The sequence below is a fragment of the Streptomyces sp. G-G2 genome, from assembly GCF_030063135.1.
Lineage (GTDB): Bacteria > Actinomycetota > Actinomycetes > Streptomycetales > Streptomycetaceae > Streptomyces.
The window spans coordinates 110,782-126,632 of the sequence record NZ_JASISO010000003.1; the positions used below are offsets into that span (position 1 = coordinate 110,782).

The 15,851-nt window shown below is 73.7% G+C and carries 12 protein-coding genes; 4 read left to right on the forward strand and 8 right to left on the reverse strand.

Translation table 11 applies throughout. The features are described 5' to 3' along the window. Positions 1-5: 5 nt before the first annotated feature. On the reverse strand, positions 6-1,763 hold the full coding sequence (locus QMF80_RS03565) for a S8 family serine peptidase (RefSeq protein WP_283449372.1): 1,758 nt from the start codon (positions 1,761-1,763) through the stop codon (positions 6-8). 276 nt (positions 1,764-2,039) lie between these two features. After that, positions 2,040-3,449, reverse strand: a complete 1,410-nt coding sequence (locus QMF80_RS03570; protein ID WP_283449373.1) for a cation:dicarboxylate symporter family transporter — start codon at positions 3,447-3,449, stop codon at positions 2,040-2,042. Between the two features lie 105 nt (positions 3,450-3,554). Between QMF80_RS03570 and QMF80_RS03575 the strand changes: the two genes are divergently transcribed. Then, positions 3,555-5,138: a sensor histidine kinase gene (locus QMF80_RS03575; RefSeq protein ID WP_283449374.1), complete on the forward strand. Its 1,584-nt coding sequence runs from the start codon at positions 3,555-3,557 to the stop codon at positions 5,136-5,138. Then, positions 5,135-5,866, forward strand: a complete 732-nt coding sequence (locus QMF80_RS03580; RefSeq protein ID WP_283449375.1) for a response regulator — start codon at positions 5,135-5,137, stop codon at positions 5,864-5,866. The genes QMF80_RS03575 and QMF80_RS03580 overlap by 4 nt, the downstream gene beginning before the upstream one ends. Here QMF80_RS03580 and melC2 read toward each other — a convergent pair. The 3 genes from melC2 to QMF80_RS38220 form a co-directional block, all read right to left on the reverse strand. Further along, entirely contained in the window at positions 5,833-6,669 is an 837-nt protein-coding gene (melC2, locus tag QMF80_RS03585) for a tyrosinase MelC2 (protein WP_283449376.1), read from the reverse strand. The genes QMF80_RS03580 and melC2 overlap by 34 nt on opposite strands. Further along, complete coding sequence (gene melC1 / locus QMF80_RS03590) at positions 6,669-7,058, reverse strand: apotyrosinase chaperone MelC1 (protein WP_283449377.1); 390 nt, start codon at positions 7,056-7,058, stop codon at positions 6,669-6,671. Before melC1 ends, melC2 begins: the two co-directional genes overlap by 1 nt. Before the next feature lie 197 nt (positions 7,059-7,255). Next, positions 7,256-7,474: a histidine kinase dimerization/phospho-acceptor domain-containing protein gene (locus QMF80_RS38220; RefSeq protein ID WP_502962756.1), complete on the reverse strand. Its 219-nt coding sequence runs from the start codon at positions 7,472-7,474 to the stop codon at positions 7,256-7,258. Between the two features lie 200 nt (positions 7,475-7,674). Here QMF80_RS38220 and gad point away from each other — a divergent pair, with 200 nt between their 5' ends. Together gad and QMF80_RS03605 are read left to right on the forward strand one after the other, a co-directional pair. Further along, the gene (gene gad / locus QMF80_RS03600; RefSeq protein ID WP_502962764.1) at positions 7,675-9,093 is read left to right on the forward strand and encodes a glutamate decarboxylase; all 1,419 of its coding nucleotides are present in this window, start codon (positions 7,675-7,677) and stop codon (positions 9,091-9,093) included. Positions 9,094-9,196: 103 nt separating this feature from the next. After that, positions 9,197-10,099 (forward strand): DUF1906 domain-containing protein, encoded by a 903-nt coding sequence (locus QMF80_RS03605; protein ID WP_283449378.1) that lies wholly within the window; start codon positions 9,197-9,199, stop codon positions 10,097-10,099. 29 nt (positions 10,100-10,128) lie between these two features. On the opposite strand, the gene QMF80_RS03610 is transcribed toward QMF80_RS03605, so the two are convergent. The 3 genes from QMF80_RS03610 to QMF80_RS03620 all read right to left on the reverse strand — a co-directional run bounded on the left by QMF80_RS03610 (position 10,129) and on the right by QMF80_RS03620 (position 15,817). Then, positions 10,129-12,531, reverse strand: a complete 2,403-nt coding sequence (locus QMF80_RS03610) for a DEAD/DEAH box helicase (protein WP_283449379.1) — start codon at positions 12,529-12,531, stop codon at positions 10,129-10,131. A gap of 153 nt (positions 12,532-12,684) precedes the next feature. After that, a complete protein-coding gene (locus QMF80_RS03615; protein ID WP_283449380.1) occupies positions 12,685-14,313 on the reverse strand; it encodes a sigma-70 family RNA polymerase sigma factor in 1,629 nt (542 codons plus the stop codon). A gap of 322 nt (positions 14,314-14,635) precedes the next feature. Then, positions 14,636-15,817 (reverse strand): serpin family protein, encoded by a 1,182-nt coding sequence (locus QMF80_RS03620; protein ID WP_283449381.1) that lies wholly within the window; start codon positions 15,815-15,817, stop codon positions 14,636-14,638. Between the last annotated feature and the right edge of the window lie 34 nt (positions 15,818-15,851).

The following is a 15,851-nucleotide window of genomic DNA, read 5'->3' on the forward strand; positions in this document are numbered from 1 at the left end:
CGGTCCTAGAAGGTGAGGTTCCAGGCGTCGATCTTGCCGGTGTCGGCGCTGGCGTTGTCGTTCACGCGCAGCTTCCAGATCCCGTTGGCGACCTCCGAGGAGGCGTTGACGGTGAAGTTCTGGATGATGTTGTCCGTGCCGCCGCCGGTCCGGTCGGACAGGGTGTAGACGGTCCCGTCGGGCGCCACCAGGTCGACCTTGAGGTCACCGATGTAGGTGTGCTTGATGTCCACGCCCACCCGGAGGGTGGCGGGCGCGTTGCCGGTCACCCCGCTGACGGTGAGGGGGCTCTCCACGGTCGCGTTGTCGTTGATCGCGAAGTCCCCGAGGTTCTCGAAGTACTTGCCGGTCGGCGGGGTGGAGCCGCCGACCGCCTTCAGCGCGTCGACCTGGCCCTCGCCGAAGAACGAGTTGTTGGCGGTGGTCCCGGTGCAGCGGCTGTCCGACGGGCAGGCGGTGTCGTTGGCCTGGGTGGCCAGCTTGTCGCGCAACTGCGCCGGTGTGATGCCCGGGTTGGCGCTGGCGAGCAGCGCCGCGACGCCCACGACGTGCGGAGTGGCCATCGACGTACCGCTCTTGGTGCCGTACTTGCCGCCCGGCAGGGTGGAGTAGACGTCGCTGCCCGGGGCCGCCACGTCGATGACGCCGGAGCCGAAGTTGGAGAACGAGGCCTTCGTGGTGCCCGTGCCGTTCGCCGCGACCGTGACCACGCCCGGCAGTTCGGTCGGGATGTCGAGGCAGGCGTTGGTGATGGTGCGGGTGGTCGGCGTGGAGTCGTTCGGGCTCGCCGAGTCCGTGGTCTTGTGCGCGAGGTCGTAGTTCTCGTTGCCCGCCGCCGCGACCTGGAGGGAGCCCTTGCCCTCCGCGTACTCCTGAGCGCGCTTGACGCCCTCGATGATGGCGGCCTGGTCGATGTTGTCGGGGCAGTTGAACTGCCACGGGTCCGTGTAGTAGCTGTTGTTGGTGACCTTGAAGCCGTGGTCACCGGCCCAGACGAAACCGCAGATGGTGTTCTCGGCGAAGAAGAAGGAGTTGCCCGGCTCGGCGACGCGGACCGCGGAGATCTTCACGCCCGGGGCCACGCCGACGACGCCCTTGCCGTTCTTCGCCGCGGCGATGGTGCCCGCGACGTGGGTGCCGTGGGTGTCCACGTCACGCCAGGCGCCGGTGCGGGTGTCCGCCTTGCCGTAGGCGCAGGAGACCGAGTCGGCCGCGTTGAAGTTCGGGGCCAGGTCCTGGTGCTGGTCGTCCACACCGGTGTCCAGGATGCCGACCTTGACCGAGGACGAGCCGGGGTTGACGGCCCAGGCCTGGTCGGCCTTGATCTGGCTCATGTCCACGCGGACCGGCTCGCCCGTGGCCGTCGCGGACTGCGCCGGATTGGCGGGCAGGGCCGGGTTGTAGGCGTCGGCCGGTACGTCCGAGGTACGGGTGGCGCCGACCTGCTGGACCCCGCTGACCCCGCGCATGGTGGTGGCGAAGGAGGCGGAGGCCGAGTGGGCGACGATCACGCCGATGGCGTCGTAGGCGGAGAACACGGTGCCGCCGTTGGCGGTGACGGCCGAGCGGACGGCCGAACTGTCACCGGGAGCGGTGATCACGAGGTAGGCACGGGTACCGGCAGCCCAGGTCGCACTCTGGGAAGCCGGGGCCGCGGCCCGGGGAGCCGGGGTGGGTACCCCGGACGGTGAGACGGGGGCCGTGCCGGCGAGTGCGGCGGGGGCCCCGAAGGCCAGTGCGGCGCCGAGGGCGGCGGCCAGCACGAGGGTACGTCGAGGTCGGCTGGATATGTGGGGTATCAATGCGTCCTCCGATGGGCCCGGTGGTGCTGGTGGTGCCTACCGGGCCGTACGAAACGAGTGGTGGACGCAAGATGTCAGAAGCGTGCCCCGGTATGGAAGTACCTTTTACCGCACGAGGGTTATTCAAGGGTTGGCTGGAACCGACCCTCTCTCAGAGGTGTCGGTTCCGGCCGGGCTGGGCACCGTGGGGGGAGAGCCCTGCCCGGCCGGTCCGCTACGCGTACCGGTGGAGCCGCTCTACACCGGTACGCCGTCCTTGCCGCCCACGGGCTGCGCGGGCCGAGCGGACCGCGGGGGCATTGGAGTGGCGGGCTCCGGTTCTGTCTCCCCGTGGTCGCCGTCCCCGTGGTCGTCGTGCCCGTGCTCGCTCAGGGTGCTCTCGTCGAACGGCAGCCGCCCCGCCAGCACTTCGGTGGCCCGGTCCTGGTCGAACTCCTTGGTCCAGGTCCCGATCAGTACGGTCGCCACCGCGTTCCCCGCGAAGTTCGTCAGCGCCCGCGCCTCGCTCATGAACCGGTCGATGCCCACGATCAGGCCCACGCCGTCGACCAGTTCGGGGCGGTGGGACTGGAGCCCGCCGGCCAGGGTGGCCAGCCCGGCGCCGGTCACCCCGGCCGCGCCCTTGGACGCGATGATCATGAACAGCAGCAGTGAGATCTGCTCGCCCAGTGCCAGCGGCTTGCCCATCGCCTCGGCGATGAAGAGCGAGGACATCGTCAGGTAGATCGCGGTGCCGTCCAGGTTGAAGGAGTACCCCGTCGGCACCGTGATGCCGACCACCGGCCTGGACACCCCCAGGTGCTCCATCTTCGCGATCAGCCGCGGCAGCGCCGACTCCGACGAGGACGTGGACAGGATCAGCAGGAACTCCCGGCCCAGATAGCGCAGCAGCGCGAAGACGCTGACGCCCGTACACACCCGCAGGAGCGTGCCCAGGACCACGACCACGAAGAGCAGGCAGGTCGTGTAGAAGCCGATCATGATGACCGCGAGTGACTTCAGCGCGTCGACGCCGGTCGCGCCGACCACCGCCGCCATCGCCCCGAACGCGCCCACCGGCGCAGCCCACATGATCATCGCCAGTACCCGGAAGACCAGCTTCTGCAGGTGTCCGATCCCGCGCAGCACCGGCTCGCCCGCCGTACCCAGCGCCTGGAGCGCGAAACCGCACAGCAGCGCCACCAGAAGGGTCTGGAGCACCTCGCCCCCCGTGAAGGCCGACACCATCGTCTTCGGGATGATCCCGAGCAGGAAGTCCGCGGTGCTCTGCGCGCCGCCCGCCTTCGCCTGCGCCTCTCCCGCGCCGCGCACCGCCTCGGTCAGGTGCAGCCCGCTGCCGGGCTGCAGCAGGTTGCCCACCACCAGGCCGATGCCCAGCGCGACCGTCGACATCACCATGAAGTAGCCGAGCGCCAGCCCGCCCACGGCGCCCACCTTGGCGGCCTTGCGGACCGAGCCGATGCCCAGCACGATCGTGCAGAAGATCACCGGCGAGATCATCATCTTGATCAGATTCACGAAGCCCGTGCCCAGGGGCTTCAGCTCGACGGCCGTGCCGGGCGCGGCCAGGCCCGTCACGATGCCGAGCACCACCGCGATGATCACCGCGATGTAGAGATAGTGGGTTCTGTCGCGCCTGGCGGCCACGTCGCCTCCTGAAGATGAATGTGTCCCGGGGCGACCATGGCCCACCCTGTGACCCCGGTCACCCTTGCGTTCATTGAGTTCACGGCCGGGTGCACACTGAGCGTCATGTTCCGTTTCCCTCGTCCGCGCAGCCTCGCGGGCCAGCTCTTCGCCATGCAGGTGGTGCTGGTCGCGCTGGTCGTCGCCGGATGCGCGGTCTTCGCCTACGCCACCGCGCGCAGCCAGGCCGAGGAGGCGGCCGAGCGCCAGGCGGGCGCCGCGGCCCGGGCGGTCGCCGACTCGCCCTCGGTCCGGGAGGCCGTGCGCGGCCCGGATCCGTCCGCCGCGCTCCAGGTCTACGCCGAGCGGGTACGGGCCGACGCGGGCGTGGACTTCGTGACGATCATGGCCCTGGACGGCCGCCGCTGGACCCATCCGGACCCGCGCCGGATCGGTGAACCCTTCCTCGGCAACACCGCCCCCGCCCTGCGCGGCGAGACCTTCAGCGAGACCTACACCGGCACCCTGGGCCCCTCGATCCGGGTGGTCACCCCGGTCACCGACAACGGCCGGGTCACCGCCCTGGTCAGCGCCGGGATCACGGTCCGAGCCATCAGCGACCGGCTCGGCGGTCAGCTGGCCATGCTGGTCTGGGTCGCGGCGGGCGCCCTCGCCCTGGGCGGCGCGGGCACGTACATCGTCAACGCCCGGCTGCGCCGTCACACCCACGGCATGAACGCGGCCGAACTGAGCCGGATGCACGACTACCACCAGGCCGCCCTGCACGCCGTCCGCGAGGGACTGCTGATGCTCGACGGGCAGCGCAGGGTCACCCTCGTCAACGACGCGGGCCGTGAACTCCTGGGCCTGCGCGGCGAGCTGCGCGGGCTGGGCGTCGCCGATCTCGGCCTGCCCGCCCCGCTCACCGGCGCCCTGCTCGCCGACCACCCCCGGGTGGACGAGGTGTACCTGAGCGCCGACCGGGTCCTCGTGCTGAACAGTTCACCGGTCGCGGGCGGCGGCCGCCGCGGCACCGTCGTCACGCTGCGCGACCACACCGAACTCCAGTCGCTGACCGGGGAACTCGACCACGAACGGGGTTTCACGGAGGCGCTGCGCTCCCAGGCCCACGAGGCCGCCAACCGGCTGCACACCGTGGTCTCGCTGATCGAACTCGGCCGCGCCGGGGAAGCCGTGGAGTTCGCGACCGCCGAACTGGAGCTGGCCCAGGCCCTCACCGACGAGGTGGTCACCGCCGTCGGTGAACCCGTCCTCGTCGCCCTGCTGCTGGGCAAGGCCGCCCAGGCGCACGAGCGCGGGGTCGCCCTCGTGGTCACCCCCGACAGCAGGCAGCTCACCGCCGCGGACACCGCGCCCCCGGCCCGGGACCTGGTCACGGTGCTGGGCAATCTGATCGACAACGCCGTGGACGCGCTCACCGGAACGCCCGGGGCGCGGATCAGCGTGACCGTCCGCCCCGAGGGCGGGGAGCTGCTGCTGCGGGTGGCCGACAACGGGCCCGGGCTGCCCGCGGGCGCCGATGTGTTCCGGCGCGGCTGGTCCGGCAAGGGAGCCGGGCGCGGGCTCGGCCTCGCGCTGGTGCGGCAGGCCGCGCACCGGCACGGCGGGACCGTGAGCGCGGCCGAAGTGGCCGACGGGGGCGCGGAGTTCACCGTACGGCTGCCGCTGGCCCGGGGGGCGGGCGGATGAGCGCGGGGCCCGGGCCGGTGGCGGACGTACGCGTACTGGTGGTCGAGGACGACCCCGTCGCCGCCGCCGCGCACGCCCTGTACGTCGGCCGCGTGCCCGGCTTCACGGCCGTCGCCACCGTCCACTCCCTGGCGGAGGCCACCCGGGCGCTGGAACGGACCCGGGTCGATCTGCTGCTGCTCGACCTCGGCCTGCCCGACGGCAACGGGCTGCGCTTCGCCCGGGGCCTGCGCGCCGCCGGGCATCCCGTCGACGTGATCGTGGTGACCTCGGCCCGGGACCTCGCGGTGGTCCGCGAGAGCGTCTCCCTCGGCGTCGTGCAGTACGTACTGAAGCCCTTCGCCTTCCCCACCCTGCGCGACCGGCTGCTGCGCTACGCCGAGTTCCGCGCGGCCGCGGGTGAGGCGGCGGGCCAGGACGATGTGGACCGGGCCCTCGCCACGCTGCGCCCGCCCCGGCCCGCCGAGCTGCCCAAGGGGCTGAGCGCGCCCACCCTGGACCGGGTGGCCGCCCTGCTGCGGGCGGCCCCCGAGGGGCTGACGGCGGCCGGCGCGGCCGAGGCGGCGGGCACCTCCCGGATCACCGCCCGGCGCTATCTGGAGCACCTGGTGGACACCGGCAGGGCCGCCCGCGCGCCCCGATACGGCCAGGTCGGCCGCCCCGAACTGCACTACCGCTGGCTGGGCGCCACCGGTCAGACGGCGGCGGGCTCGGTGTCGAAGGTGTAGAACTTCCGGTGGTCCAGCATGTCGGCCGGGGTCACGTCGTTCCACGGCCGCATCGCGTCGTGCAGGTCCACCACGTCCGGGGTACCCGCGGCGGGCAGGTACGGGGACTGCGGGTGCTTGGCCTGCCACTCGGCCCAGAGCTTGTCGACGTAGGCGTGGTGCATCCAGAACACCGGGTCGTTGGGCGAGACCCCGGTGCCCATCTGCCCGCCCACCCACACGTGCACCCGGTTGTGCAGGTTGGCTCCGCGCCAGCCCTCCAGGTTGTTGCGGAAGCCGCTGGAGGCGCTGTTCCAGGGGGCCGTGTCGTAGACGGCCATGGCGAGTACGGACTCCACCTCGGCCTTGGTCGGTAGCTCGGCGACTCCGGTGCCGAGCGCGCGGCGCAGGTAGGAGCGCCCGTCGACGCGTACGTTCACCGGCCACTTCCCGCCGGCGAACGAGAACGGCCCGTCCATCACCTGGCCGTCGCGCGCCCGGCCGGTGCCGCCGAGGAAGTCGGCGGCCCACAGGGAGGAGCGGGAGGTGCGGTCGGCCGTCCAGTCCCAGTAGGGCAGGGTCACGGCCGGATCGATTCTCTGGAGCGCCGTCTCGAACTCGATGAGGAAGCGGCGGTGCCAGGGGAGGAAGGACGGCGAGCGGTGTCCGACCCGGTCGCTCGTATCGGTGTCGGCCATGATGAAGCCGTTGTGTGTGGTGATGAACCGGTCGTAGCCGCCGGTCCGCTTGAGTTCCACCAGCGCGGCGGTGAAGGCGCGCTTCTCGGCGGCGGTCAGGGTGGCCTGGTTCTTGCGCACGGTCATTACATGCCGCCCATCGGGACGAGGGCGGAGCCCTGGAGTTCGCGGACCGCGGCGCGGGCGAGGGCGGGCAGGTCGGGGAAGGTCTCGTAGTGGTTGACGACGCTGATCCAGCTGCCGTCGGCGTTGGACATGACGTGCAGTTCGGCGCCGTCGATCCGGACGGTCGGGGTGCCGGGGGAGTGGTGGCCGCCGTGGTGGCCACCGCCCTGGGCCGGGGTTATCTCGATCCGGCGGCCCTGGTAGACCTCGTCGACGGTGTCGCCCGTGCGGGGTGCGGGCACGGCCGCGGTGGCGGGCAGGGTGGCCGCGTGCGCGGTGGCGGCGAGGCCGAGGACGGTGAGTGCGCCGGCGGTGGTCCCGAGGGCCCGGCGGCGGGTGATCTGGTTCATGAGAGGAGAATGATCACCGTGCGCGGCCCGTTCAACCGGTTGGCTCCGATCCGGACATCTCCGGATAAGTTTCACGGAAAACAAGATTGGTGATCTTCCCGTCCGAACCGTCTCCAGTGGCAAGGACGGGAAGATCACCTGCAATAACCCTACGTGACCGTAATATCTCCTGCCGCGGTGGGTCCCTATGTGAGGGGTCACATCGCGGACTCGACCGGAAGACGTAGGACAAAATGACCGCCGGGACTCGGTTCGGCATCCAGGGTTCCGCCGTGGGCCACCGCGATGTCACGTGCGATCGCCAGCCCCAGCAGTCGTGGATGCGCGATGGCCGCCTCCGCATGGGCGCGCAGGGCGGCGATGGGATCGCGCAGCTCGTGCGAGGCGTCGGCGACGAACCGCCGCTGGCGGTCCATCGACCGCGACCATGCTGGTGACCTCGCCGCCCGACACCGACTTCTCGGCGGCGGCGGTGGCCTCGATGCGCGCGGACTTCGGGCCGCCCTGCTCGGCCGGGGCCCCGGCGGCCTGCGCCCGGCTCGTCTCCCCGGTGGGCGCGGGGGAGGAGTCGGCGACCGGCCGGGCCGTGTCGACCGCGCGACCCTATAGTCCCGATATGGCACTTCATAAGATGAAGGACGTATCTGCCGATGCCGCCCGGACCCGGGACGCGCACCTCGACGACGCCGCCACGGACGTGTTCGCGTCCCCGCTCAGCGGCCGGGTGCTGCCCAAGTACCGGATGCCGGAAGAGCACTCGCCCACCGAGGTCGTCTACTCGCTGCTCCACAACGAGCTGCTGCTCGACGGCAACGCGGCGCAGAACCTCGCGACCTTCTGCACCACCTGGTCGGACGACGGCGCCCGCCGTCTGATGAACGAGTGCATCGACAAGAACATGATCGACAAGGACGAGTACCCGCAGACCGCCGAGATCGAGGCACGCTGCGTCAACATCGTCGCCGACCTCTGGCACGCCCCGCCCGGAGGCGCCGCCACCGGCTGCTCCACCACCGGCTCCAGCGAGGCCGCCATGCTCGGCGGCCTCGCCCTCAAATGGCGCTGGCGGGCCCGCCGCCGCGCCGAGGGCAAACCGGCCGACCGGCCCAACCTGGTCTGCGGACCGGTGCAGATCTGCTGGGAGAAGTTCGCCCGCTACTTCGACGTCGAACTGCGCCAGGTCCCGCTGGAACCCGGCGCCACCGGACTGCGCCCCCACCAGCTCGCCGAGCACGTGGACGAGAACACCATCGGTGTCGTCGCCATCCTCGGCGTCACCTACACCTGCGACTACGAGCCGGTCGCCGACCTCTCCGCCGCACTCGACCGGATCCAGGCCGAGCACGGCTGGGACGTCCCCATCCACGTGGACGCGGCCAGCGGCGGGTTCGTCGCCCCCTTCCTGCACCCCGACGTGGTCTGGGACTTCCGCCTCGCCCGGGTGGCCTCCGTCAACACCTCCGGCCACAAGTACGGGCTCGCGCCCCTGGGCGTCGGCTGGATCGTCTGGCGGACCGCCGACCTGCTCCCCGAGGAACTCGTCTTCAGGGTGGACTACCTCGGCGGCGACATGCCGACCTTCGCCCTGAACTTCTCCCGCCCCGGCGGCGAGATCATCGCCCAGTACTACCTCTTCCTGCGCCTCGGCCGGGCGGGCTACCGGCGGGTCCAGCAGGCCTGCGCCGACACCGCGGCCTACCTGGCCCGCCAGATCGGCGAGATGGGTCCCTTCACCCTCCTGTACGACGGCCAGGGCGGCCTCCCCGCCGTCTGCTACGCCCTCGCCGACCCGGAGGTGAGTCCCTTCACCCTCTACGACCTGTCCGACCGGCTACGGATGCGGGGCTGGCAGGTGCCCTCCTACCCGCTGCCCGCCGACCGGGGCGAGACCGTCGTCCAGCGCGTCCTGATCCGGCACGGAGTGACCCTCGACCAGATCGCCCTGCTGGTCAACGATCTGCGCCGGGCCGTGGAACACCTCACCCAGGCTCCGCCGACGGCCGTGTCCACGCAGCAGCCGGGCTTCCACCACTGAGGCGCCCGCCGCGCGGCCCCGGGCGTCCGCACAGGGATGAACTTCCCCCTCCCCCGGCGCGGGATGCCCGGGCGGCCGGGGCCGCGCGCCGACCGTGAGTACCGTGACCCGCATCCGCGCGACCGCGCTCGCAGCCCTCGGCCTCGCCCTCGCGCTCCTCGGCCCGGCGGCCGCCCACGCCCGGGAGACCCCGGCCGGGGCGGGCCCGGACCCCGCCCCCGGACCCGCTTCGGCCCGGGGGCTCACCCCGCGGGTACTGCCCGACCACGGGCCGCCCCCGCGGCGCCCCGAGGTGTTCCGGGGCGAGGGCTTCGACGCCTGCGCGGCCCCTTCCGCGGCGGCCATGCGGGCCTGGTGGGACCACTCGCCGTACGGGGCCGTCGGCATCTACACCAGCGGCGCCCAACGCCATTGCGCCCAGCCCCGGCTCACGGCCGACTGGGTCCGCCGGGTCCAGGCCATGGGCTGGCGGCTGATTCCGGTCCACGTCGGCCTCCAGGCGCCCTGCACGTCGTACGCGCACAAGCCGCGCCGGATCGATCCCGCGCGGGCGGTCGAGCAGGGCCGCCAGGAGGCCGGCGAGGCGCTGGCCGGGCTCCGGGCACTGGGCCTGGGCGCCGGCAGCCCGGTGTACCTGGACGTCGAGGCCTACCACTCGGCCGACTTGGGGTGCGCGCGGGCCGTGGTGGACTTCGCCTCGGGCTGGACCCAGCGCCTGCACGAGTCCGGTCACCGGGCGGGCTACTACTCCAGCCTCGGCTCCGGCCTGGCCGACCTGGCCGACGCGGCCCGAGCGGGCACCTCACCCCTGCCGGACGCGGTCTGGTACGCCCGCTGGGACCAGCGGGCCGACACCGCCGACAACGGCGCGCTGTCCCGCGGCCTGTGGCCGGGCCACCGCCGGATCCACCAGTACCGGGGCAACGTCCGCGAGACCTACGGCGGCGTCACCCTCACCATCGACCGCGACCTCCTCGACGCCCCGGTCGCCCTCCACCGCCCCTGACCCCCGGCCCCGCGGGGCGCGCGGCGCGGTCAGGACGCCCAGCGCATGCCCAGGTCCGACAGGGCCGCCACCCGCTCCGGCGTCAGCGAGGACGCCCGGGACCGCTGGTTGGCGATCCAGGAGCCCAGCCGGACCTCCTCGTCCGCGAGCGGCTCGACGTGCGTGCGCGGCACCCGGAGGTGTCCCTCGCGCTCCTGGAACACGCGGGCCGCCGCCAAGTGCGCCGCCCACGCTTCGGCGTGCGAGCGCCGGGGCCGGGGCCGCTCGGACTCCGCGGCCGGCCCCAGCCCCAGGCCGTGCTCCAGCAGCCAGCGCTGCGCCGGGCTCAGCCGGTCCCAGCCGAGCCGCTGCGCGCGCACCCACAGCCCCAGGTCCTCGCCCTGCACCAGGACCTCGCCCGGGACCCGCGGCAGCGCGCCGCCCGCCCGCAGCCGGGTCCGGGCCAGCTGGAAGGCCCGCTGCCAGGAGATCTCCCAGTCCGGGCACCAGGCCGGGTCGATGTCGGCCAGCGCCTCGCGGCGTTCCGCCGACAGGGCCCCGGGCCCCTCCCGCCGGGCCGCGGCCCGCTGGTTCTTGGCCCAGACCCCCACCGGGGACCCGTGCCAGGTCGCGTCCACCGGCGGCAGCAGGTGCCCGTGCGTGGCGGCCCACGCGCGCGCCGCCGTCAGCCCCTCCTCGAAGGCCACGTCGAAGGCGCTCCACACCATCCCGAGCGCGTCCAGCTCCGCGGTCCGCTGCCGCCCCAGGGCGCCCCGCCGGTACGTGCGCCGCGCGTCCGAGATCCACTGGCCGAGCGGGAACCGGGCGAGCCCCGGCGGCCACGTCCCCGCGTCCCCGGGCACCTTGAACCCGAAGGGCACCTTGAGGTCCCCCGTCGTGGCGGCGTAGACGCGCGCGGCCTCGACCCCGCGCCGCCAGTGCTCGTGCTCGGGGTGCAGCACCCGCAGCCGGATGAAGGCGGCCAGCAGCGCCGGATCCCGCGGAGTGGAGAAGCTCAGCAACTCCCGCGCCCCGCCACCGGTCCCGGCCGCCGCCGCGCCGGAGCGCGGCCGCTGCGGCTGGGCCAGCGACTCCACCAGCCTGCTGTCGTGCGCCCGCAGCGCCTCCAGCAGCCGCGCGAGGCTCCCGTACGCCCGTGAGGTCAGCATCGTGTCGGGGGTCTCGTCCGGCCCCAGCAGCACCGGCACCACCAGGGAGGCGACCTTGCCCTCCCCGGGCCGGATCCGCAGCGCCCGGCCCACGGCCTGGACCAGGTCCGGCATGGAGTCGCGGACGTCCGCCCAGTACACGGAGTCGCACTCCTTGGTGTCGACCCCCTCGCCGAGCACCCGCACACTGCCCAGGAAGGCCTTGTCCGCGATCCGTTCGGCCGCGAACGCGTCCAGTACCCGCCGCCGGTGCGCCGCCGGATGGCGGCCGCCCAGCCAGTCCGCCCACACGGTCCGCGGATAGACCGGGCGGGGGGCCCGGCTGGTCATCCGCAGCCGCGCCGCCACCGCGGGCAGCCCGGCCGCGAACGCCTCGGCCTCCCGGGTCAGGTGGTGGAAGACCAGCGTCCGCCGGAATCCCTGGTCGGCCGCCGCTTTCACCAGCGCGGCCTGCAGCGCGGCCAGCCGCGCCCCGCGCACCGCGTCCGAACGCCCCTGCGGCCCCAGCAGCACCGCCGCCTGGAACTCCGGGTCGCTGACGTCCACGCATACCACCCGGTACGGGGCGCAGATGCCCCGGTCGATGGCTTCGGAGAGGGTCAGGGTGTGACAGCGCGCGCCGAACGGTCCCTCGGGGTCGTCCTCCATCGAGGCGACCAGCGCCCCGCCCGGCGGCCGGGCCCCGGCGCCGCCGTGCTCGTCGGCGGACTCGGGGTCCTGCCAGATCCGGGGCGTGGCGGTCATGTACAGCCTGCGGACGGCCGGGATCCGGGTGTTGTCGTGCACCACCGCCCACGGTTTGCCGAGCCGCCCGGACGTCCGGTGCGCCTCGTCGACCACGATCAGGTCCCAGCCCGGCAGCCCGGCGAGGTGCGCCCGCTCGATTATGCCGAGCCCGAGGGCCGCGTACGTCGCGAAGACCGTGACCCGGTCCACCGGGCGGCACCACTCGGCGATCCGCTCCGGATCGGTGGTGGAGGGCACGCCCGCTTCCGCGCCGCGCAGCGAGCACACGGCGAGCGCGCGCCCGGTGCGCCCGCCCTCCCGCCAGGCCGCCGCCGTCTGCACCAGCAGGTCGAGGGAGGGGACCAGGACCAGCGCCCGGCCGGCTCCCAGCTCCTCCGCCGCGCGGACAGCCACCAGCGACTTGCCGGATCCGGTGGCCATGATCACCTGGGTACGCAGTCCGGCCTCGGGCAGCGGCCCCGCGGCGGGCGGCTCCAGCGCCCGCACGACCGCGTCGACGGCCTCGCGCTGATGCGGACGCAGTACCTTTCTCGCCATCCGCTCGCTTCACCTGCCCCGCCTGATCAGCTCATTCGACTCCTGTCACTATCCTGCCCCGAGTTTGAAGCATTCAGTGCCCACGCGGGCGGTGTCGTCGACCGGCTCTTGAGCCGTGAGCGGAACGGAGACGGGAGCGAGGCCCCGCACGGATCACATCCGGGCGCCGAAGTCCTGCGTCCACCAAGGCCCGCCCGGCCCCTGGTGCACGCCCACGCCGATGTCCTTGAACGAGCAGTTGAGGATGTTCGCGCGATGCCCCGGACTTTTCATCCAGGAGTCCATCACCTGCGAGGGAGACTGCTGCCCCTTGGCGATGTTCTCGCCGTACGTCGACCAGCGGTACCCGGCGGCGGTGATCCGCTTCCCCGGGTCGGCTCCGTCGGGGTTGGTGTGGTCGAAGAAGTCGCGGGCGGCCATGTCGTCGGAGTGGTCCTGCGCGGCGGCGCGCAGTTCGGCGTCGTCCTTGAGCGGGCCGCACCCGGCAGCCGACCGCTCCGAGTTCACCAGCGAGATCACCTGGGCCACGGTCCCCTGCGGGGGCGCGGCCGCCGGGCGCGGAGCGGCCGGGGCGGAGGCGGACTTCGAGGCGACCACGTCGCCACGGTCCGCGGAGGCCGAAGCGGAGGCGGACGGCGAAGGGGACGCGGAGGGCGAAGCGGAGGGGGAGGGGGACGCGGAGGCCGAGGGGGAGGCGGACGGCGAAGCGGAGGCGGTGGCCGCCCCGCCCGTGGACAGCGCGGCCAGCGGCGCGCCGGGCGCCGACGCGGTCGTCGCGGTCTCGCCCGACCCCGGCACGAGGCCCAGGTACAGCACCCCGCCACCGGCGACGCAGGCGACGACCACGCCACCCGCGATGACCCTGCGGCGCGTGCGGCGCCGCTTGCGGGAAGCACTCCGGCCCGCGTCGCTCCGGCTCCGGCCCGCGTGGGTTCCGGGGGTCTTCGCGGCGCCGGGGACGGGGGCGTCGTACGAGAAGGCGACCGGGGCCGCCGTCGCCCGGTGGACCCCGGACAGCACGGCCGCCGCGACCGGGACCAGGGCCAGCCCGGCCAGCAGGCCCTCAGCCGGGACCAGCCCGTTCCACAGGCCCGCGCAGCGCAGGCACTCGCGCGCGTGCCGGGCTATTCGCTTGCGCCACAGCGCGGACGGCCTCCCGTCCCAGCCGCCCGCCACCGTCCGCAGCGCGTCACAGGGCGGCTGGGCGTCCAGCGCCCGCTCCACCACCCGCGCCGACTCCAGCTGGGCTTTCATCCGCTGCACCCGTACCGCCGTGTTCTGCGGGGACAGCTCCAGCGCCGCCGCCACCTCCGCCCGGGTCAGCTCACCGGCGCACTCCAGCCACCACAGCGACAGCAGCGCCCGGTCGTCCGGCTCCAGCCACCGCGTGGCCCGGGCCGTCTCGCGCCGCTGACCGGTCAGGTTCAGCTGTACGACGGTCAGGTCCACGAAATCGGCCCCGGGGTCGGCGAGTTCGCGCGCCGCGTCCAGCCCGCTCGCGTCCGGGCCGGTGCTGCGGGCCTGCCAGTGCGCCCGTACCCGGTTCATCGCGATGGCCACCAGCCACGAGCGGAAACTCTCGTCCGAGCGCAGCCCGTCCAGTCCGTCGAGGGCGCGCAGCATGGTGTCCTGGACCACGTCGTCGACGTCCACGGACCCGTTCAGGGCCCGCCCGACGATGTTGTAGACGAGCGGCAGGTGCGCGCCGACGAGTTCGTCCTGGGCCCGCGCATCGCCCGCGCGGGCGGCTGCCACCAGTGCTGCGGTGTGCTGTGAGGTCATGTGAAGTTTCCCTGTCCGTACCGGCGGCCGATGATGCCCCATGCATGGGAGACCGGCGAGCGGGGCTCCGATAACACTTATCGGCCGTAACACTTGTCGGCGGTCGGATACTCGCACAAGTGCGCGGGGGGCGCGGGGGGCGCAGGGGGGCGCCGGGAGCCGGCGGCGTGGCGGCCGTGTCCCTCTCCGTGGCCGGGCGCGGGGGCACCGGCCGGGTACCGGCTTTCAGGGAGGGGGCGGCCCTGGGGGCGGGGTGGCGCGCGGTGGATGGAGGGGCGAGCGGATGGCAGGCAGGCGCGCGGCCGACGGGGTGGCGCGTCGCTCACCCGGCGGCGAGCGGCTCGTTCACCCAGCCCGCCGCGAGGACGAGCCGCGAGGAGCGGTGTACGGCCAGGAAGCCGAACGGCCGCTGGAAGGAGACCTCGGCGTAGCGCACGCGGTACGAGGCCGGCGGCGGCGCGCTTCCGGCCGCCATGGCCACGGCCGTGACGGCGGCCGCCTCGAAGCCCTTCGCGTGGAACCGGGCCAGCGCGGACTGCCGCGCCGAGCCGACGGCCAGTGGGACCGCGCTGATCCCCGGGAAGTGGCCGGAGGAGTCGTCGGACGCGGTCTCCAGCCCGAACAGCCGCGCCTCTTCGAGGAGATCGTGCTCGGCGCGGACGTCGAAGGCCACCGTACGGACGGCGAGGACGGACGTCGGCGCCGCCGACTCCACCGTGCGGACGGTGAGGCCAGGACCGGGCTGCCCCTCGGGCAGCGCGCCGATGCCCACGGAGGCGAGGTCCCCGGTGACGGCGCCGATGCCCGCGCCCAGCACCTCGCCGGGCGTGGCGTCCGGACCGCCGAGCAGCAGGTGCACGTCGACGGATTCCTTGCCCGCCACCTCCAGCAGGGTGAGCGGACCGGAGGGGGCCGAAGCCACCCGGGCCTGGTCCACGAGGGTGGTGTGCCGGGACAGCGCGGCCACCGTCCGACCGGACCAGGGGCCTTGCCGCAGGCGGACCGGATACGCGGCGAAGGGCTGCTGCCAGTCCACCCGCAGCCCCAGCGCCGAGGCCAGGACCATGAGCGCCTCGGGCGTCACCGTCACCGGCATGTGTTCGATCAGCCCGCGCGTGTGCCGCGCCGCCCACCCGTCGAGCACATGCCGGTCCGTGTCCGGGTCTCCGGTCAGCGTGCCCCGGGCGGCTTCCGGCAGCCGGGAGACCCAGGGCTCCTCCAGGGGCAGCCCGGCCCGGGTCCACAGGCCGGTCGCCGCCTCCAGACCCTGGATCGGGCCGATCCAGGCCAGCAGTTCGCGCCCGGCCTCGGCCGCGTGGTCGGCGGGTATGCCGAGGGCCAGGGCGAGTTCCGCCCGGGCGGGCCCGTCGGCGCCGTCCGCGAGCAGGGCCAGCAGCGGCCAGACCCCGGCCGCGGTGAACACCGTGCCCTCCGGGCCGGGGCGCACGGCCCCGGCCCAGAGCCCGGTGAGCCGGTTGACCGCGCGTACCGTCGAATTCCTCATGCGGCGAGGGTACGGGCCGGTCTTCTCCGGTGGC

Bases quoted from the DNA above. Each gene is read 5' to 3' on its own strand.
- QMF80_RS03610 (WP_283449379.1), bottom strand. From the start codon at position 12,531: ATGGCGAGAAAGGTACTGCGTCCGCATCAGCGCGAGGCCGTCGACGCG.
- melC2 (WP_283449376.1), bottom strand. From the start codon at position 6,669: ATGACCGTGCGCAAGAACCAGGCCACCCTGACCGCCGCCGAGAAGCGC.
- QMF80_RS03620 (WP_283449381.1), bottom strand. From the start codon at position 15,817: ATGAGGAATTCGACGGTACGCGCGGTCAACCGGCTCACCGGGCTCTGG.
- gad (WP_502962764.1), top strand. From the start codon at position 7,675: ATGGCACTTCATAAGATGAAGGACGTATCTGCCGATGCCGCCCGGACC.
- melC1 (WP_283449377.1), bottom strand. From the start codon at position 7,058: ATGAACCAGATCACCCGCCGCCGGGCCCTCGGGACCACCGCCGGCGCA.
- QMF80_RS38220 (WP_502962756.1), bottom strand. From the start codon at position 7,474: ATGGACCGCCAGCGGCGGTTCGTCGCCGACGCCTCGCACGAGCTGCGC.
- QMF80_RS03575 (WP_283449374.1), top strand. From the start codon at position 3,555: ATGTTCCGTTTCCCTCGTCCGCGCAGCCTCGCGGGCCAGCTCTTCGCC.
- QMF80_RS03580 (WP_283449375.1), top strand. From the start codon at position 5,135: ATGAGCGCGGGGCCCGGGCCGGTGGCGGACGTACGCGTACTGGTGGTC.
- QMF80_RS03615 (WP_283449380.1), bottom strand. From the start codon at position 14,313: ATGACCTCACAGCACACCGCAGCACTGGTGGCAGCCGCCCGCGCGGGC.